General features: G+C 45.0%; 17 protein-coding genes. 11 read left to right on the top strand and 6 right to left on the bottom strand.

Annotated elements, in window-relative coordinates:
* Window positions 1-12 precede the first annotated feature (12 nt).
* The 4 genes from ACVA6Q_RS17295 to ACVA6Q_RS17280 all read right to left on the bottom strand — a co-directional run bounded on the left by ACVA6Q_RS17295 (window position 13) and on the right by ACVA6Q_RS17280 (window position 4,454).
* Window positions 13-987 carry a nuclear transport factor 2 family protein gene (locus tag ACVA6Q_RS17295; protein ID WP_446648313.1) on the bottom strand — a complete coding sequence of 325 codons (975 nt, stop codon included), beginning with the start codon at window positions 985-987 and terminating at the stop codon, window positions 13-15.
* A gap of 387 nt (window positions 988-1,374) precedes the next feature.
* Window positions 1,375-2,268, bottom strand: a complete 894-nt coding sequence (locus tag ACVA6Q_RS17290) for a DMT family transporter (protein ID WP_446648312.1) — start codon at window positions 2,266-2,268, stop codon at window positions 1,375-1,377.
* Between the two features lie 21 nt (window positions 2,269-2,289).
* Window positions 2,290-3,300 (bottom strand): ester cyclase, encoded by a 1,011-nt coding sequence (locus tag ACVA6Q_RS17285; RefSeq protein WP_446648311.1) that lies wholly within the window; start codon window positions 3,298-3,300, stop codon window positions 2,290-2,292.
* Window positions 3,301-3,437: 137 nt separating this feature from the next.
* Window positions 3,438-4,454 carry an ester cyclase gene (locus ACVA6Q_RS17280; RefSeq protein ID WP_446648310.1) on the bottom strand — a complete coding sequence of 339 codons (1,017 nt, stop codon included), beginning with the start codon at window positions 4,452-4,454 and terminating at the stop codon, window positions 3,438-3,440.
* A 389-nt stretch (window positions 4,455-4,843) separates the two neighbouring features.
* Here ACVA6Q_RS17280 and ACVA6Q_RS17275 point away from each other — a divergent pair, with 389 nt between their 5' ends.
* The 5 genes from ACVA6Q_RS17275 to ACVA6Q_RS17255 all read left to right on the top strand — a co-directional run bounded on the left by ACVA6Q_RS17275 (window position 4,844) and on the right by ACVA6Q_RS17255 (window position 10,767).
* Complete coding sequence (locus ACVA6Q_RS17275; RefSeq protein WP_446648309.1) at window positions 4,844-5,971, top strand: ABC transporter ATP-binding protein; 1,128 nt, start codon at window positions 4,844-4,846, stop codon at window positions 5,969-5,971.
* Between the two features lie 127 nt (window positions 5,972-6,098).
* On the top strand, window positions 6,099-7,313 hold the full coding sequence (locus ACVA6Q_RS17270) for an ABC transporter substrate-binding protein (RefSeq protein ID WP_446648308.1): 1,215 nt from the start codon (window positions 6,099-6,101) through the stop codon (window positions 7,311-7,313).
* Window positions 7,314-7,466: 153 nt separating this feature from the next.
* On the top strand, window positions 7,467-8,492 hold the full coding sequence (locus tag ACVA6Q_RS17265; protein WP_446648307.1) for a carbohydrate ABC transporter permease: 1,026 nt from the start codon (window positions 7,467-7,469) through the stop codon (window positions 8,490-8,492).
* A 24-nt stretch (window positions 8,493-8,516) separates the two neighbouring features.
* Window positions 8,517-9,749, top strand: a complete 1,233-nt coding sequence (locus tag ACVA6Q_RS17260) for a carbohydrate ABC transporter permease (RefSeq protein WP_446648306.1) — start codon at window positions 8,517-8,519, stop codon at window positions 9,747-9,749.
* Window positions 9,750-9,798: 49 nt separating this feature from the next.
* On the top strand, window positions 9,799-10,767 hold the full coding sequence (locus ACVA6Q_RS17255; RefSeq protein WP_446648305.1) for an ester cyclase: 969 nt from the start codon (window positions 9,799-9,801) through the stop codon (window positions 10,765-10,767).
* 247 nt (window positions 10,768-11,014) lie between these two features.
* Here ACVA6Q_RS17255 and ACVA6Q_RS17250 read toward each other — a convergent pair whose 3' ends face one another.
* On the bottom strand, window positions 11,015-11,215 hold the full coding sequence (locus tag ACVA6Q_RS17250; protein ID WP_446648304.1) for a hypothetical protein: 201 nt from the start codon (window positions 11,213-11,215) through the stop codon (window positions 11,015-11,017).
* A gap of 462 nt (window positions 11,216-11,677) precedes the next feature.
* Here ACVA6Q_RS17250 and ACVA6Q_RS17245 point away from each other — a divergent pair, with 462 nt between their 5' ends.
* The 6 genes from ACVA6Q_RS17245 to ACVA6Q_RS17220 all read left to right on the top strand — a co-directional run bounded on the left by ACVA6Q_RS17245 (window position 11,678) and on the right by ACVA6Q_RS17220 (window position 18,215).
* Entirely contained in the window at window positions 11,678-12,286 is a 609-nt protein-coding gene (locus ACVA6Q_RS17245; protein ID WP_446648303.1) for an FGGY-family carbohydrate kinase, read from the top strand.
* Between the two features lie 547 nt (window positions 12,287-12,833).
* Window positions 12,834-13,916: an ABC transporter ATP-binding protein gene (locus tag ACVA6Q_RS17240; RefSeq protein WP_446648302.1), complete on the top strand. Its 1,083-nt coding sequence runs from the start codon at window positions 12,834-12,836 to the stop codon at window positions 13,914-13,916.
* 117 nt (window positions 13,917-14,033) lie between these two features.
* Window positions 14,034-15,074, top strand: a complete 1,041-nt coding sequence (locus tag ACVA6Q_RS17235) for an ABC transporter ATP-binding protein (protein ID WP_446648301.1) — start codon at window positions 14,034-14,036, stop codon at window positions 15,072-15,074.
* A gap of 14 nt (window positions 15,075-15,088) precedes the next feature.
* Window positions 15,089-16,342 (top strand): ABC transporter substrate-binding protein, encoded by a 1,254-nt coding sequence (locus tag ACVA6Q_RS17230; RefSeq protein WP_446648300.1) that lies wholly within the window; start codon window positions 15,089-15,091, stop codon window positions 16,340-16,342.
* Between the two features lie 59 nt (window positions 16,343-16,401).
* Window positions 16,402-17,382, top strand: a complete 981-nt coding sequence (locus ACVA6Q_RS17225; protein WP_446648299.1) for a carbohydrate ABC transporter permease — start codon at window positions 16,402-16,404, stop codon at window positions 17,380-17,382.
* On the top strand, window positions 17,382-18,215 hold the full coding sequence (locus ACVA6Q_RS17220; protein ID WP_446648298.1) for a carbohydrate ABC transporter permease: 834 nt from the start codon (window positions 17,382-17,384) through the stop codon (window positions 18,213-18,215). The genes ACVA6Q_RS17225 and ACVA6Q_RS17220 overlap by 1 nt, the downstream gene beginning before the upstream one ends.
* Window positions 18,216-18,312: 97 nt before the next feature.
* On the opposite strand, the gene ACVA6Q_RS17215 is transcribed toward ACVA6Q_RS17220, so the two are convergent.
* Window positions 18,313-19,452: a permease gene (locus ACVA6Q_RS17215; protein ID WP_446648297.1), complete on the bottom strand. Its 1,140-nt coding sequence runs from the start codon at window positions 19,450-19,452 to the stop codon at window positions 18,313-18,315.
* Between the last annotated feature and the right edge of the window lie 93 nt (window positions 19,453-19,545).

Below are 19,545 nucleotides of genomic sequence, written 5' to 3'. Positions count from 1 at the left end.
TTTCCTTATCAATTAGCCTTGCTGCAACAAGATTTGTTTCCAAACCGCGCTTTCATCGAGCAGAGTAAACTCTCGGCGCAGGCCCCAAGGGCCAAACTCAGCATGGCTGATACCCATAATGTAAACTTCTTTCCCCGATGGCTTGCCAAACATGCCATAGCCTTCGTGTTTGCCTTGTAATGACCAGCGAATAGCTGCGCGTGGAGACATCATCTTCTCATCCAGGCCGATACGGTGATGGACCTTAAACTCGGCATTAGGGAACGATGAACGGAGAGACATCCAAAATTGATCAATTTCAGAATGCGACAGCGCAGTCTGGCCGCCCGTGTACTCACCAATGCAAGCACGATCATATTCTTTAGGAATGGCAGAGAACTCAGCACTCATGATGCGGCGTAATACGTCTTCGTAACGTTGGCCATATTCATTGTCGTTACCGATACCTTGATAAGGTCCGTCGATATCGATTGCGGGTGTGAACGGGAAGGCACTGTGTTCAACGCCACCTTCCGCTTCAATCAACTGGCGAGCGTATTGTTCAGAGGTCATGCCAAGCTGTTTAGCAATGGCGCCAATATCGCGAATCATCCATTCGTCGTTGATTTGATTATTGATGGCGTGACAATCGGCAATGATGCGAAATTTCAATTGCTTCTGGCTTGCTTTGCCAAATACGCCATCTTTTGCATGTGTTGCCGTAGAGATGATGCGGTGTGAGGACAGCATGCCTTGTTCTGGTGTGCCGGACCAAATGACGTCTTCTCCCAAAAGTTGTCGGTCAGGGAACTCGGCCAGTGTTCCCATGGTTGCGCCAATAACATTTTGGTTACCCTTCACAATAGACAATGGCGTACGGACGATAATATCGGGCGAGTAATAATGGTGCAGGGTGCTTAGCCCTCGGTCTTCCCAAATCTCTTGCGTGATACCTAGTATGTAGTCTGGAAAATCACGCCACTTCTCATCAAAGCCTGCCATGGTCATGTGTTGCCTCCTTAGTGTTGGGTTGTCTTTTGGTATTCGTTATTATTTCTTGTTTTTGATTACGTATCCAAAATGTTACTTTGTTGCAAATATGTCAATACTTTGTTTGTGTTGTAACGTAAATGCGTGATAGCGATCTAAAGGTTGGTCGTGTTATAAGCGAATTTGATTATGAGGTATGACCAGTGAGGCTAGGCTCTCCCATGTAACAATACGTTAATGCAATTGCGTATGACCTTGGTGTGAGGCTAAAAAGCTAACAGTGGAATAAAGGAGCGGCAGGTTTAGCAGACGACAGGACCGTGCTAACTCCGTTGTTTAATTATGAAATATCGTCAATCATAAATTTGCATTCGTATGCATTATTGTTCCTGTGCTGTCATTGTTTTAGCGGACAGCAGGACTAATTGTGGATACTGGACGTTTACTCGACAAGTAAAGTTCAAATAAGCTGTTCACAATGATCACGCTTGCACCGAGCATTTGCTGTGCGTTCAAGTGCTCTGAAAATACCATCCACCCGAGAATAAGTGCAGTGACGGGTTCTAAATAGGAAATGGTGGCATAGGAGGCCGAACTCAGCCGCCGAATCGCATAAACAGCCAGAGTTAAGCCGAGAAACCCAGGAACCAAGCCTGTGAGGAGCATCCACAACCACTGTTCAGAATATTGTATATGGCTGTCGCTCAGCAGTACCAAAGGCAAAAGAATTAAACTGCCCGCCATCAATTGCCACGCGGTATCGCTCCATTCACTGGCTGCGGATTTACCAAACTTATTCAGTAAGATGAACGAGCAGTAACACGCCATGGACGCAAGCGAGAACAGAAAGCCGGTTGTATCGTGGCTTATTTCATCACCGGATCCTTGAATCACCAGAATAAAACCCGCAATGGCTATCATTACTGATAGAAGGGCTGAGCGGCTCAATTTATCATTCAGAAACAAATGGCTGACTAGTGATGCCACCGGCGGCGCTGCATAGAGTGTAATGACAGCGACGAGAATCGTTGTGTGCTGCATGGCCTCAATGTAAAAAAGGATGAAGGCTGCGATGAAAACACCACTTAGGATCGCCGTTTTTGTTGGTTTGCTTAAGCCAGATTTTATTTGTCCGGTGATAGCTAAAAAAATCCAGAGGAAAAGTGCACCAAAAGCTAGCCTATAAAAGGTGACTGTCACTGAGTCGACCTCCGATAGTCTAGCCATCAATCCTATAGTGCCCATAGACACTGCGGCTCCAGCCGCAGCGACTACTGCAATAAATACAGAACGATTCATATCTAGTAACTTAGACAAAGATTATTGTGAATAGTGGCCAAAGCGAGATTGATTGAGTTCACGCATTCGCGCAAACACATCAACGCCCAACTGATGATAGACATCTAAGATATCTACCAAGACCCAGTTCTCTCGGATGAGTGGTCCCTCACAACGCCAAAAGTCTAAACTGCGCATCGTGATTTCTTTGTCACTCGGTGCGATGCCAAGCCAGCCGTCACCGGACAGTGTCATACTCATTCCGGGCCAAGCGGTAAACGCAACGTAATTGTTCTCAGCGAAGAGAACACCGTTTTCCCATATCGTGGTTCTGTCTGGCATAGCATTAAGAAATGGGATCTGATGATGTTTTCTGAAGCCTTGAATGCCGCGGGCTGTTCCAATTGTAGATGGGCCATACCAGTTGCAATGTGGGTGCCAATATGACTCAAGCCCCATGGCTTTGGCTCCACCTTCTGCATGTTTCAGCAGGCCATGAAGCATATTGTTCACAACATGGAAGGTTTCTTGGGTGAGACTTTGGTTAGTGTCGCCAAACATTAATCCGTCTTGAGTTGCTGGCGCGGGTACGTGCCATTCACGCCCAAGGCTAGGTGATAGAGGCCATGACTGAGCTTGGATCATTAGCTCCGGAATATCCCATAGTGCTTGGATCTCCACCACTTTTCCGTCTTTTACTCGGTAGAATTCATGAAAACGCATAGAGACTTGTTTACCCGTCGGAGGAATATCAAGCCAAGGCTTCTCAAATGTTCCTGTGTAGTAACCACCCGCACCAACCCATTCGTCCCCATTGGCCATTAGGATATAGGTGCGTTTCTCTAGATCTGGGATAGCGTTGAAAAGCGGCTCGAAAGCCTTAGTGTAATATTCTTGAGGTCCTTGCAAGGTTTCAAAAGGGAAGCACATATGCACGCCCGCATCGGGTGACAAGGTATCATCGAGTAGACTAGAAAATCGTTGTGGTTGGCCGCTATAAAGCGCATCGTTGAGTGTGTTGATTAGAGCTTTATTTGATGAATACATTGTCATTGTTTTCTCCGAAATAAGGATTGTAGGGAGTGGTCAAAAAAGAAAGTTCTATTCTGACGAATTTATAAGATTAACCTCGGTTTCCAACCTTTGAATAAGCGATTGTGTAACAGAGTTTTTAACGAAAGCTATACAAATTACGCATGTTCTAATGCCGTGTTAGTCGAGGTCGGAAGTCTATCAAGTAGGTCGACACCACATTGCTGCCCAAACTCAATAAGGTCTATGAGCACCCAGTTCTCGTGAAGCTTGTCATCGCGGCGGACGTAAAAGTCCATAATGTTCATACCTATCGCGCTATTTGTCGGTTGAAAGCCTCTAAAGGGTTTACCGGTAAAGTGACCTTTCAAACTTGGCCAACCAGTAAAAGCTGAAGTCAATCCATCCGCAATCCGTGCTTGATGATATCCGCCAGTACGGCCGGGAAAACTTGCCACAGATGGCCCCTGAGCAAACTCTTGGAATTCTATAAATCCGTAGCAAGACCCAACGCCCCAAGGACCATGCCATACCATATCTTCATGCCAAAAATCGGCCATTCCCATGCTCGCGAGTTTGCTGCCTTTTAGGCGGTTACAGCCACCGAGCATGTCTTCGACAAGCTCAAGGGTTTTGCGTGATTCATCAGGGTCTTGGTCGTTGTAACACAGACCATTATCAAGAGCCGGGCCGGGAGCAACATCGCGGCGACCTTCGAAGGGGGGGAGAAGGGGATAACCCGCTTGAGCCGCTAACCCCAAAATGTCGAATAAACAGCGGATCTCGACAATCTGTTCATTTTCGATTCTATAGAACTCTCCAAATCGCATTTTTACTGGCTGATCAGCCTTTGGAATACCTAGGTAGGGAGCTCGCATTTCACCGACAAATTCCCCCGCAGAGACGACCCAGGTTCCACCTTCAAACTCGCCGCCTAGAAAAAGGTATTCCCTGCGATGCACGACGGGAAATGTTTTTGCTAGTGGCCGGTAAACATTATCAAAGAGCGAACCGATGCCAGAGAGCTCACCAATAGGCTGTGGCCCAAAAAACGCCATGCTGTTTGAGAAAACGGCTTCGTCTGGTAGTTGGTAAGTAGATTGAGGTTCGGCGAGGTGTTTCCAAAGTTGTTCGACAAGCTTTTTTGCACTTTTAACTGATGTTGAAGGCGACATAGAGTTCTCCGAGAGGATATACATATCTGGGTGTGTTTATGAATACTAATGGATTTCATGCATACCTATCCATTTTCTAGTTGCGTAATATTTACTCAGTTAATGAGTTTTTGTAAACAACCTGTTTCATCGATCTTGAAGGATTTCTTGTAGATTTAGTCTTGTGTTTAACTGCTTTTTATTGACATGACTTTCCTTTGTTGCTGGGTTTTTGGTCATGTGTGGTTTTATGTGCTGTTATTCTGCGATTATTTAAATTTACTATCTTTTGGGTGTTATTTGCTCAAAGTCTCATTATTAACAATACGGCCATTTAAAAATTTGCATTCGTATCCATTGTGTGAAAACTTTTAGTTAACTTGTTGCGTAAATGTTACTTCGGAGGAAGTGTGGCTAGAATTCAACTCAAATCCCTGACTAAAAAATGGGGAAAGGTCTACGGCGTAAATGACGTTAACCTAGACATCAAAGATCAAGAATTTGTGGTCTTTCTCGGGCCATCTGGTTGCGGGAAGACGACCACAATGCGGATGATTGCGGGCTTGGAAGATCCCTCTAGTGGTGAAATACAGATTGGCGATCGCGTCGTTAACGAGCTTGACCCCAAAGACCGAGACGTAGCTATGGTGTTTCAGAGCTACGGCCTGTATCCCAACCTAACCATCTACGAAAACATTCGCTTCCCACTCAAGGTTCGCAAAGTCGACCCAACGACTCATGATGAAAGAGTCAAACGCGCAGCGGAAATGGTAGAACTGGGTGACTTACTGGATCGCTATCCTCGTGAATTGTCCGGTGGGCAACGTCAGCGTGTGGCACTTGCTCGTGCTGTGGTTCGTGAGCCCACGGTTTTTTTGATGGATGAGCCATTATCCAACCTTGATGCCAAGTTAAGGGTATCAACGCGAGCTCAACTTAAGCACCTACAGCATGAGCTGAAAGTGACAACCATCTATGTTACCCACGATCAAATCGAGGCGATGACTTTGGCTGATCGCGTGGTTGTGATGAACGGCGGAGAAATCCAACAAGTGGGGACACCAACAGAGATCTACAACAATCCAGCAAACGTGTTTGTAGCGAGTTTTATTGGCTCTCCAGCGATGAACTTAGTTGAGGGCACCATCAATGACGGTGTTTTTGAGGCCGAGAATATTCGCATTAGCGGACTAAGCGCTGAGGTGACAGGCGAGGTGATATTGGGTTATCGCGCAGAAGATGCACAAGTAACCGAGCATCAAGCGTTAAGCAGCGTACCTCTATACAAAAGTTACAGCGAACTGGGGTCAGCAGCCCGAAAGCGCCAAGAATTTGAGCCTCAAGTTGCTATCAGTGCGCCCGTTTACAGCATGGAGTTGTTGGGCGATGCCACTATGGTGACGGTTAAAACAGGCAATGCTCTGTTTGCGGCAAAAGCTGATAAACACTTCAGAATTGATATTGACCAACCCGTGAGTTTTGAACTGGATGTCTCTCATTGTCACTTGTTTGATAAAAAAACAGGTCAGCGTATTTAATTTCAATCTATATAAGTATCGGCTTGTTTATGTGGTTCTTAGTTTGTCTATGAGCATACTAGCGCCAATACGCCGAGTTTTTACTTATCTAGATTGATGCAATGTACAGAAATATAAAGGATTAATAATGTATAAACGTATATTAACTGCCGTCGCCATCACTTCTACTTTGTTCGCTGCTTCTGCGAATGCTGATTGTGGGTTTACCAATGAAACGGAGATCAAGTCACTCTCTGCAAGCTTCCAAGCATGGAAGGTTATTGCGGGAGAGATGCAAAAGTGTGGAAGAGTCTCTACAGAGTTAGATAACGAATTTAAGATCAAACAGCCAGCGGCGTTTGCGACTCAGCCTTCGCTTTATCATATCGCGGGTGTTTCCAATGAAACGCTTCAGCCTTTATTGAATGAGAAAACAGTTCGACCTTTAGATGACTTGGTTGCCAAATACGGTGAGAGTTTATCTCCTAATCAGCTGATCAAGGTTGATGGGAAAATCATGGCAATTGCGATGATGATTAACACTCAGCACCTGATCTATCGCGAAGATATCTTGGATCAGTTAAACATCGCAACCCCAACCACTTATGATGAGGTGTTAGAGGCGGCGAAGGCAATACGTGAAGCGGGCGTGATGCAGTATCCGCTGGCGGGAACCTATAAAACAGGTTGGGATCTGGGTATGGAGTTTACCAACTTGTACATCAGTTATGGCGGTCAGTTCTTTAATGAATCGAATCAGCCCATGGTAAACAGTGAAGCCGGTAAGCGAACACTGATGACGATGAAAGCGTACACGGAATATATGGATCCGGAGTACCTCATCGCTGACTCTACTCAAGTCCAGAAAAAACTGCAGCAAAATAAGGCCGCTATTGCCAACCTATGGGCATCACGTGCCGGCGCCGTTGATGACGAGTCCGAGTCTTTAGTCTCGGGCAAAATCGCGTTGGCTGCGGCTCCCTCAGCACTTCCCGGTGGAAAGCCTGCGGCGACTTTGTGGTGGGACGGTATGACTATCGCTGCGAACATTACTGATGAAGAAGCAGAAGCGGCATTCCGTACAGCCGTGTCCGCACTGACTCCTGAGATGGCTAATGCAAACAGCACGGTTGCAACGTGGCTTATTAAAGGATACGAGCCTAGCAAGTACTCCACGGGCTCTATCGCCAATGCACAAAAAGGGACGCCAGCGTATCCGGCTTCTGTGCAAATGGGGATGATGCAAGCAGCGCTAGGCAACACAGTGTCAAGTTACCTAACTGGTAGCACTTCTCTTGATGCGACCCTAGAAGAGATTGAGTCTAAATACCTAGCAACGGCTAAAGAGTCAGGGCTACTTTAAAGCCTTTATAACGTTACCCCTCAATTAGGAGGGGTAACGCCATCATCGCCTCTATCTATCCGCGTCAATTTAACGTGCGTCGTTACACAAACGCACACTAGCCTTACCAGACGCTAGGCGATTCAAGGACGACGTATATTTCAGGAGAAAGCAATGCGACGCAGTACCTTTTTGGCATTTATTGCCCCCTCCATTTTTATGATGGTGTTTTTTATTGCAGCACCATTAATAAGCGTATTTTGGCAAAGTCTTCACGTGACCAAACCTGTTTTTGAAGAAGTGAAAATAGAGAAGTGCTCGCCTGGTTTTCTGGAACAAATCTGTACTACAGAAGTGACCAGCCGCCCAACGTTTGATGGTGAGGGCAAACCGATTCAAGTTACCGAATTCGTGGGTCTTAATAGCTATCGAGAGATGCTACAGCCCGAGCGAGTTATCGCAGCGTTGACTGAAGAGGGGGGGACTTTAGCGAGTATATTCTCTATTGATTTCTACAAAGCACTACGCTTTACCTTGACCTTTACCCTTATTACTTTGCCGCTGGTGCTTGGTTTAGGACTCGCATTGGCCATCGCTGTTCAAAACACAGTTAAGTCGTTACGCGGCCCTATCATCTTTGTCTCTTTGTTGCCATTTATCATAACACCTGTCATCGGAGCGCTATCCATCCGTTGGCTCTTTGTCAGTGATGGCATTTTGAGTGCTGGCCTAAATCACATGCTGGGTTATGAATTTTCAATGTTTGCTCAATCATGGACCATCGAAATATTGATGATGTTTTATCGGGTTTGGCATGTCGCTCCCTTCGCTTTCATCATTTTCTATGCAGGCTTGCAGTCTGTTAATCAGGATACGTTAGATGCCGCTATCGTCGATGGCGCGTCACGCTGGGAGCGCACGCGCTCAGTGATTATTCCGCATTTGATGCCTTTGATTATCTTTGTCTCTATGGTTCATCTCATGGATGCTTATCGAGTGTTTGAAGAAGTCATAGGGTTTAGTAGTGAAGCTCATGTAATTTCATTGCAATGGCTCACGTTTGATTTGCTTACTCCAGACAATACAGGCAACCGTTCAATATCACGTGCTTCGGCCTCATCGATGTTGACCTTAATTGGAATTGTGGTGCTGCTGATCCCCGTCCTGCAACGTACTTGGCGTGATCACAAACGCAGCTAATCTACAAATCAGAGGATTAAATTTATGGTTATTTCAGAAGTACCACGAGCGTTTCGTCAGCCAGCTAGCCTCAAGTTAACCACCAATGCGTTGTTGGCAGTATGGGTGGTAGTGGCCTCATTTCCGCTGGTCTGGATCGCGGTAATGTCTTTCAAACTGCCAATGGATTCGTTTGCGAACAATCCATTGCAGGTATTAATGGGTTTTGAAACCCTGCAAAGCGCTGGTGGCCTATCAACATTTCAGGTGATGCTCTGGGCAAGTTTTGCTTACATTGTCTTTAAAGCGCCGGGAAAATATGGCGCTAAACTAGTGACCTACTTATCGAGCCTGAGTGACACTCCTCGCCCTAAGTGGGTTAGTTGCTCATATGCTTTAGGGATCTATTTATTAGCGCTTGCTGGCGGTGCGTTAGTGGTCATACCCACAGTGAACTTCGTGGCAACTTTTGCGCTAGGGTCTATACCGTTCGTTGGCGGCCTTGTGGAACCAATAATCGGTTTTACTTGGCAACATTATCAATCTGTATGGATAGACAATGGTTTTTATAATCAGTTTACCAACTCAATGATTGTGACCGCCGGGGTCGTATGTATCTCGTTATCGATTGGTACCTTAGCGGGTTATGCATTGTCTCGAACTAACTCTAATCTGGCATTTTGGCTGCTGATTATTGCGCTTATCTTACGTGCGCTGCCACATTCCGTTCTGGTTGCAGGGTATTTGCCCGCGTTTATAAATTCCAGCGAGATCTTAGCGCCACTGTGGGAAAGTGCTTGGACAGGGTGGTTGTTTGGGTTGTTCAGTGATACTGCGCCAACTCTCTATGGCAAACCAATGGCAATCATCATTGTTCTCGTTGCTATTAATCAACCTTTTACCATTTGGATGTTGCGTTCGTTTTTCCAGAATATTCCGCAAGATTTAGATGAAGCTGCAATGGTGGATGGTTGTACTCGCTTTGAGGCGTTTCGACGTGCGGTTTTACCGGTTGCTTGGCCGGGTATTATCACCGCGGGATTATTTTCATTCTTGTTGGGCTACAACGATTTCCTGGTCACCTCTCTATTGCTGGACGCTCAGTCGCAGACCATGGTACCCGCTATCAGCCAGTACTTTAATCGCGAAACGACAATGACGGATCAAGTGGAAGCCGTTGCCGCAGCAGTATCAATCACAGCGCCGCTTTTCTTACTCGTTATCGTGTTCCAGAAACAGATAGTGTCTGGCTTAACTCAAGGCGCAGTGAAAGGCTAGGGCGCCGAAAGTGAACACTACCTTTAAACTACGATGGAAGTATATTTAGATGAAAGGCTTTAATCCGAAGTGGCAAGATTTTCCTGATTACATTATCGGTGTGACGAAAGAGATATGGGAAGATCGTGGAATCCACACATTAAAACATTACTATGCACCAGACATTATCGTTCGTTCACCGGCTTCTGTGGTTCAGGGTAATGAGGGAGTGATAGCGGCAACCATGTCAACGCTGACAGAGCTACCAGATCGTCAGCTTTTCGGTGAAGACGTCATTTGGACGGGTACACCAGAGCAAGGCATGTTGTCGTCGCATCGCTTGCTATGTACTGCAACACATAGTCATTTTGGAGCTTACGGGGAGCCGACAGGTAAGCAAATTAAGTATCGAATCTTGGCGGATTGCCATGCAATTAATGACCAAATTAATGATGAGTGGTTAGTAAGAGATCAAGGTGCAATTGCATTACAGCTTGGCAAAACTCCGTTGGAATATGCGCGAGAACTCATTGAACGTGAGGGTGGTTTAGAGAAATGTGTGAAACCCTTTACGCCATCGCTCGATATTGAGGGGCCGTATCAAGGTAGTGGAAACGAGAGTGAATGGGGCGACGCGTATCAAGATACGTTGAATCGAATCATGCACGCAGAGTTCTCCGTTATTCCAGATGTCTATGATCGTGCTTGTATAGGTGAATATGCGAGCAATCAAACGGCGCTTTCTTATGGTGAAATCGACCAATTCTGGATGAGCTTGAGATCGAGTCTGCCGGATGCAGAGTTTAAAATTGAGCATGTGATGGGCAATGACGATGCCATGATGTCGCCAAGAGCAGCAATACGTTGGTCGCTACATGGGACTCACAGTGGATATGGATTGCTGGGTAAACCAACCCAACAACTCGTCTATATTATGGGGATTTCCCATGCGGAATTCGGGCCTTGGGGCATTCGCCGAGAATACACTTTGATCGATGAAGTGGCGATTTCGAAGCAAATCTTGCTTGGTCAGGGCTAAGGTTAGTTCACCAAGTGGCGAAAGCGCATTTCCTTTACAGTCGACACCGAGTCATTACGGTTTCTTCAATACGTATGGGTCATACACTGAATAATAGCCTGAGTGACAGTGTCACTCATTGGGTTCGTCTCAGTTTAAACCGCGCTTAAGTTAACTTGAATTCTAAAAAAAGCCCGCTCCATTTTGAGCGGGCTTAGTTATATATGTTGCCATAAAAGCTAGATGACATGGAGTCACTGCTTTGCTATTACGCGGCACGTTTCGATACCTCGTGACGATAAACGCGCATACCCGTTCTTGTATTTTCATACACGGCCGATTCATTAAGGTATGACCAAGCATGGATATCGGTATGAGTTTGTGCTGCTAGTCTTTCAATGACTGAATCAATGTTACGACCCGCATAGTCTTTAGTTGGTACAAATAAATTTTTAATCACTGACAACATATTAACATTCCTTGTAATTTTGTTACCAAAGTTGGTGGGTCAACTATACTATTAAACAAAAGTGTGATCAATGTCCGTAATTTACTTTCATTAAACTTTAATTTGGCGTAACTGTTAATTCAGAGATTAGCCGATAAGAGGAGCATTAGAGCTAGTGAAAAGAAGTGAGCGTTGCATTACTACCTCGCCCCCACAACTCGCTATTACTACTAGACACCTGTATCCCTTCCATATCGACAGCGCCTCTCTTTCTACGAATAGAAATTTATTTGAACACTTAAAGTGAGCCGAAAAACGACAATGTATGCTGCACATACCGTTTTTTTGTTTGGCCTTTTCTTTTTTTGCTTATCAAATTCGAATCTCATTACTCCGAGCAAATTATCAATATAGTAGCTCCAGATGTTACCGGTAACCACCCTGTGACCAACGATTAATGTCAAGCTATAGGTCTAGTTTTCGATGTTGAGAAAATCGTTTGTTTGGTCACTAACTGTAAAAGTAAAGTGTCTGAAGTGGGTTGCCCAACTCACGAACTTCGACAATGTCGGTGACATGATTGAGCAAGTTGAGCAGTCAGCGGACAAGGAATCTGAAGTCGTATTTTTACCTTACCTTTCTGGCGAGAGAACGCCGCACAACAACCCAGATGCGAAAGGTGTATTCTTCGGAATGACGCATACAACGACCCGTTTGGAGCTCGCGCAAGCCGTAATGGAAGGGGTAGGCTTTGCTTTCGCTGATGGCTTTGATGCGTTGCATGTGACTAAGAATATACCGGAAGAAGTATCATTGATTGGTGGTGGAGCCCGCAGTCAGTATTGGCGTCAAATGCTTGCTAATATCGTAAATATGCCTTTAGTTTATCGTGAAGGTGGTGATGTAGGCCCAGCCCTAGGAGCGGCTAGACTGGCGATTCTGGGCACGTTAGAAGGGGCAACACTGCATGACATTTGTCCGACGCCAAAGCTCGTTGAAAGACATGAGCCAAACTCAGTAGCGGTAGAACAATACAAAAAGAAACGTTTGGTCTATCAAGCGCTATATCAACAGCTGAAGGACTTGTTTTAATCAGTGAATAATATGAGGGCTTGACCGGTCAATTCGGTGTAAGCCCTTATTAGTAATGATATTTCCTTAGTAATACTTCGAACTTGTATATTCGACTGCTAAATACCAGATTTAGTTGAAGAGAGTATATAGCGAGGTATGCTTCGTCACGCCTACCAATCTTGCATGCGACTACTTGTACCTGTACTCTTTAACCAAATAAATGTCACTTGGTTAGAAAATTCTTGTCAGATATTTATGTGAATCAGATCAAGAATTGTTACATTACCTAAAAGATTAATCACAATAAATAAAATCTTCATAGTGAACTTAAGAGTAATTACTCTGCGGTTATCATATTTAACTTTGGCATTTCTTTATTTTGTAAGTGTGTCACCTATCACGCCAATTTTATAGTCAATAATGTCTCTGATGTATTAGTCGTGATCAAATCCTTACTCGTTAAATACGTTAACAATAGAAGTAAAAAACATAATTGTTTTTAGGCGGGTATAAATTAAACATATAAGATAACAAAGCGTGTTTGATTGACATATCAGGGTAGGCCATGGCAACGATTCAATTTAAAAATATAGATAAGATTTACTCGGGAAATGCTCACATTGTAAAGAAATTCAATTTGTACATTGAGGATGGAGAGTTCGTTGTTTTTCTAGGCCCCTCGGGATGCGGAAAATCAACGACTCTACGCATGTTATCCGGGCTAGAGGAGATCTCCGCCGGGGAAATACTCATCGGTGACTCGGTGGTAAATGATTTATCACCAAAGGAGCGAAATATCGCCATGGTGTTTCAGAGCTATGCTTTGTATCCGCACATGACGGTTTTCGACAATATTGGTTTCTCCTTGAAGATGGAAGGCCAAAGTAAAGAGGCAATCAATAAGCAGGTGAGAGCCGTAGCCGACATGCTACAACTTACCCCTTTACTCAAAAGAAAACCTCGTGCCCTGTCCGGTGGACAGCGTCAACGTGTCGCTATGGGTAGAGCGATGGTAAGAACGCCGGAGGTTTTTCTGTTCGATGAACCCCTGTCGAACCTCGATGCAAAGCTAAGAAACGTCATGCGTTCTGAGATAAAGCAGTTACACAGAAAGCACAAAAAAACCACGGTGTATGTGACTCATGATCAAATTGAAGCGATGACTCTCGCTGACAAAGTAGTCATTTTACGTGATGGTTTAATTGAGCAAGTGGGTACGCCAAAAGAGATCTATCACCACCCGGTGAATGAGTTTGTGGCGGGCTTTATTGGTAGTCCAACCATGAACATGGTTCCTGTGGACCTTGAATGTTATGACGATGAAGTCCGAATTCTACTGAATAAACAAGTATTCGATGTTAGAAATAATGATGTCGGTAATACCTCTGGGAAAGGTAAGCTTGGTATTAGACCAAGTGACATTAGCCTTAAAAAGACCAGCATTTCAATACCAGTTCAAATTGATGTTGAAGCTAGCGAATTACTTGGTACCACCAAACTAGTCTATGGCCGCCTAAATGGAAGTGATATCACAATAGAGCTAGATTCCAGTGCAGATATTACTGTGGGAGAAAGTGTGGAAATATATATCGATAACTCTCGTCTCCATATATTCGATGAACGAGGTGTCAATATTTCCATTGGCTAGCTTGTCAGAATAGCAAGAAACAAAACAATCTATTTCTAAGGCCATGTCTATGGTAAGTAAGATGTTCTGTTGATGTGTAAAGAATAGTGAAATGAACAAATTAATTTAGGTGGCATGATGGCATCGGTAACTTTTAGAAATTTAGTAAAGGACTATGGTGAAACTCAAGTCGTTAAAAATATCGATCTTGATATTAAACACGGTGAGTTCTTAGTGCTGTTGGGTCCATCAGGATGTGGCAAATCGACCATTTTGAGAATGCTAGCGGGGTTAGAAGAGATAACGGATGGAGATGTCTTCATTGATGATCTGTTGGTCAATGAACTACACCCCATTGAGCGCAATATTGCAATGGTGTTTCAGAGCTATGCGTTGTACCCCCATATGACGGTGGGTGAAAACATCGGATTTAGTTTAGAGAACATGAAGGTACCAAAAGAAGAGCGACAGCAAATGATCCAAGACGTTGCCGAGGCGTTAGAGCTCACTCCTTTGTTGGATCGCAAGCCAAAAGAGCTCTCTGGTGGACAAAGACAGCGAGTGGCGATGGGACGAGCGATGGTGCGCACCCCGAAGGTCTTCCTGTTTGATGAGCCACTCTCCAACCTTGACGCTAAGCTGCGTGGCCAAATGCGCAAAGAAATACGTGCCTTGCACGAAAAAGTGAAAACGACCGTTATCTACGTTACTCATGACCAAGTCGAAGCGATGACGCTTGCCGATCGCGTTGTGATATTGAACAACGGGCACATTGAGCAGATAGGTACACCGGAAGAGATCTTCAAGACACCGAAAACCCAATTCGTCGCTCGATTTATTGGCAGCCCAGAGATCAACTTATTCGATGTAGATTCTAGCGATATCAAGAGCTGTATTTCAGAACTATCTAGCTCAGTTAAATCGGTGGGTATCAGAGCTCAAGACTTTAGCCTAGACCGAGCAGATATCGACGAGAGCCACTGTGCTGAGATGAAAGTCCAGGTTAATGAAAACGAGGTGCTAGGTTCCGTGATTCAACTCGGGTGTAGTTTCGGCGACAAACGATTTATTGCGGAAACAAAATATACCGAAGCCCCAATTAATGGTGAGCAGACGCTCTACTTCGATAAACGCAACGTTCATTACTTTGATTCCAAAGAACAAACCACCCTACAGTAAAAAGGAATTCCCCCATGAAGAATATAAGTTTAAAGGCGGTATCACTCTCTATTGCTGCCGTCTTTTCTACCAGTGCCTTTGCTGAGCCAGTAGAGATTACTGTCGCGTCTTTCCCAAACTTTAACCAAGTCGCAGAGGCTGCCATCCCTGTGTTTGAAAAAGCAAACCCGGACATCAAGGTAAAGCTGGTGGTGCTTTCTTACAATGATCACCATAACTTGATGACAACGGCACTTGCTACTGGGGCGAACCTACCAGATGTAATGGGTATCGAAAATGCGTATGTGGGACGTTTTATCGAGTCCGGTGGTCTTGAAGATCTAAACAGCGATAACTACAAAGCAGGCACGTTTACTCAAAACCTTATCCCTTATTCCGTTGCACAGGTAACAAATTCGAGGGGAGAGCTAGCTGGCGTTCCTACAGATATCGGTCCGGGTGCCACCTTTTTCCGCCAAGACATTCTAGATAAAGCCGGTGTGTCAGAAGAAGACCTACTTAAAAGTTGGGACTCGTTTATCGAGTCGGGTGTGAAGATCAAAGAGAAAACCGGTAGCTACCTATTATCCAATGCTAATGACATTAAAGATATCTATATTCGTTCTGATCTAAAACCAGGAGAAGGGATCTACTTTGATACAGACCACAATGTGCTGGTTAACTCAGAGCGCTTCAAAGAAGCATTTCGCTTAGCTAAAAAAGCACGCGACGCGGGTGTTGATGCTGAGTTAAGTGCTTGGTCGAATGAATGGTCAGAGAGCCTTCGCCGCGGAACGATTACCGTGCAAATGATGGGGGCTTGGCTAGGCGGTCACCTAGAGGATTACATTGCACCCGAATCGTCAGGCTTATGGCGTACATCAGCGCTTCCAAATCACGCCTTAGCAAGTTGGGGTGGTTCTTTCTACAGCATTCCTAAAAAAGCTAAACACAAAGAGGAAGCATGGCGCTTTATCGAGTTTATGGCGACTTCACCAGAGGCTCAGTTAATTGGGTTCAAAGAAATAAACGCATTCCCCGCACTAACGTCGACTCACCAAGACCCATTCTTCGATGAAAAACTTGCGTACCTAGGTGATCAACAGGCGCGTCATGTTTGGAGAGAATCGGCGGAACTCATTCCGGCTGTCGGTGTTGACCGATATGACCCAGTTGCGCGTCAGGTTATCGATGATGCCCTAGAGAGAGTCCTTGAGCACGATGCTGACATCGACGAAGTGTTGGCCGCAGCCGAGAAGCAAATTCAGCGTCGCGCGCGTCGCCGTTAAGAGTAATGAGAGCCAGCACCGATATGGCGCTGGCTCGATAGTTAGTTGGGATAAGTAAAATGAGTACTATCGCTGAATCAAACCAAGCTAGAACCTCCCGAAATGGGAACTTCTGGCTTCGAAAGGGCAACAAAATTGCGCCTTACCTTTTTGTCAGCCCATTCTTTATTGTCTTTGGAGTTTTTGGACTGTTTCCACTGCTTTTTTCATTGTACCTTTCTTTCCATTACTGGGAGCCTGCAATGGGGCTCGCTTCAATGGAGTGGGTGGGTTGGGAAAACTATGTGTTTGCCATCGAAGATGACTGGTTCCAGAAATCGGTCTACAACACATTCATTATTGCGTTGAAATCAGGAATTCCGCAGCACGCAATCGCACTTCCTTTAGCTTACTTTATCCACACGAGCTTCAGTCGAATGCGTAACACAGTGATAGGGGTGTACTTTGTTCCCTATATCACATCAACGGTTGCGATTTCCCTAGTTTTTACCACTCTGTTTTCTCGTGATTTTGGGATGGTAAACCAAGTTCTTACCTCTTTGGGTAACTTTACCATCGGTGATACTAAAGTCCTGTCTTGGTTGTTCCCAACACAGAACATCGATTGGAATCGTCCTGAATACACCAAAGATATGATCTCATTTGTGGTGTTCTGGCGTTTTGTTGGTTGGAATACAGTGCTCTACTTATCTGCGCTTCAAACGATTCCAAAGGACATCTACGAAGCAGCTACTGTGGACGGCGCAAGTCGATACCAGCAATTCTGGCACATTACGCTGCCGATGCTTAAGCCGATGGCTTTCTTTGCAGTAACGCTGACTATCATCGGCAACCTGCAACTGTTTGAAGAACCGTTCATTATTACGGGAGGTACCGGTGGTATCGATCAAGCAGGTAAGACAGCGGCTATGCACATGTATATCACCGCGTTCGTAGAGAGTGATTTTGGTACGGCGTCAGCGATATCGTGGATTCTGTTTATGTTGATCGCAGGACTTACTTGGGTGAATAACAAATTGTTAGGTGGAGACAATCAATAATGAAGAATATGTCAAAGGATAAACTGATTGCTTACATTATTGTTGCACTTGGCGGCTTGATAATGTTGGCGCCATTCTACTTCATGTTTATTTTCTCTTCTCAATCAAACAGTGGCATTTTGTCAGTACCGCCACCAATTTGGTTTGGAGAGCAGCTGCTCGACAACTTAAGAGTTCTTGTCGACTTTCTACCGTACTTTTGGCACAACTTGGGGCTGAGCTTGTACATTGCGGTTGTTGTTACCGTACTCAACTTGCTGTTTTGCTCGTTGGCGGGCTATGCGTTTGCCATGTTTGAGTTCCGGTTTAAGAATCTAATGTTCATTGGCATTATGGCCACTATGTTGTTGCCTCCATTTCTAGGAATGATTCCTACAGCGATGATTATGTCGACTATCGGCTGGATGAACGATCCGAAAGCACTGATTGTTCCTGCAGCGTGCGGTGCAATGGGTATTTTCATGATGCGACAGTTTATTGCTAGCTCAATTCCAAAGGAGTTAGTTGAAGCAGCGCGAATGGATGGTTGCGGTGAGTTTAAGATTTACTATCGAGTTATTGTGCCATTAATTAAACCGGCGTTTGGTACTCTGGGTTTGATAACGTTTATCGGCTCGTGGAACAACTTTATGGGGCCTTTAGTCGTTATGAACGACATGAAGATGTTCACAATCCCTCTAGCACTTCGTGCTTTGCAGGGTACTGCTGGACAAGTCCCATGGGGTGCGGTTTCTCTTGGTGCAACGATAGCAGTATTGCCTTTGCTGTTCCTATTCATAATGGCGTCACGTCGATTGATCGATGGACTGACTGCCGGTGCTGTCAAAGGTTAATGCGGTAATTGCTTGTAAACGAAAAGACCTGTCGAGACAGGTCTTTTTGGCAATAGAGCTTTTGCAGCTACATGCAGTTTTTTTATCTTTAGTACGATTAACCAAACATAAAGCTATACAGGTAACCTGCACTCACCGCCATACCTAAAATTACCACCAAGAATGCTGCAATCATCTGGTTTTTGAAGATAGATTTAAGCAAGATAACTTCAGTCAGGCTTGCACCCGCACTACCAATAATCAGAGCCATCACTGAGCCTAGCGCCATACCTTTCTGCACTAGTGCCGCACTCAAAGGAATCACTGCTTCAGCACGAATGTACAGTGGAATACCAATGACTGCCGCAATAGGAATCGCATACCAAACCCCTTCACCAGCGTATTGTGCGATAAGGTCTGTTGGAATAAAGCCGTAAATGAATGACCCTAGTAGAATGCCCACCATTAGGTATGGGAATACTTGCTTAAAGTCTTTCCAAGTCGATTTCCAAATACGAAGCCAACGATTGTCTTCTTTTGGTGTTGCTACTGCAGTGTCGCAACACGCGCTGCCGTCTGCATTAATGCTAGCAATAGTTGGTTCTGGCTCTTTTTCTGCACAGCATGATGTTGCCGGTGCAGGTGTTGAGCAAGAGCTGTCTGCCGCGCAGCTAGCTGCTGCTGGCTTCAAAGACTCAACCTTTGGAGTGCCGCAGCTTATAGACGTTGCACATGATGATTCTTGAGTCGCAGCTGGTTTAGTGTCACCACAAGAGGTACCACATGAGCTTGCAGTTTGTGCTTCGTACGCCTCAGGTTTTACATAGCGCTCGAAACCTAACTTCTCTAGTACATAGCCAGCAGTAACCGAAACAAACATGGCTATCGCGAAGTAAAAAACGGCGACTTTAATGCCGAATGTTACGACAAACAGGCCAATGATTACTGGATTTAGCAGTGGGCTGGCGAACAAGAACACCATCATAGGTCCAAATCCAGCGCGAGCGCGCAGCAACCCTTTCAAGAAAGGAATCGTAGAGCACGAGCAAAATGGAGTGATGGAACCAAGTAGTGCAGCGACAAAGTAACCTCTACCATTCTTTGAGCTAAGAATAGATTGGATCTTTTCTGGTGTTAGGAACTCTTGCAGAACACCAACAATGTAGCTGATAGCCAAAAATAGAATAATTAACTCGGTCGCTAAGAAGGCGAACATGTTGGCGGTTTCTTTGGCCATTGAAAGGAATTCAGGGCTCATATTAGTTTCTCCTAATAATTCGATATATTTCGAATTATAGAAATAACTAAGCTGAGATCAAGCTTTATTTCGATAAAACTGGAAATAAATTTT

The organism is Vibrio sp. DNB22_10_4 (genome assembly GCF_052879755.1).
Note: the sequence above shows the minus strand (reverse complement) of the source record. Positions and strands in the feature narration are given on the sequence as shown.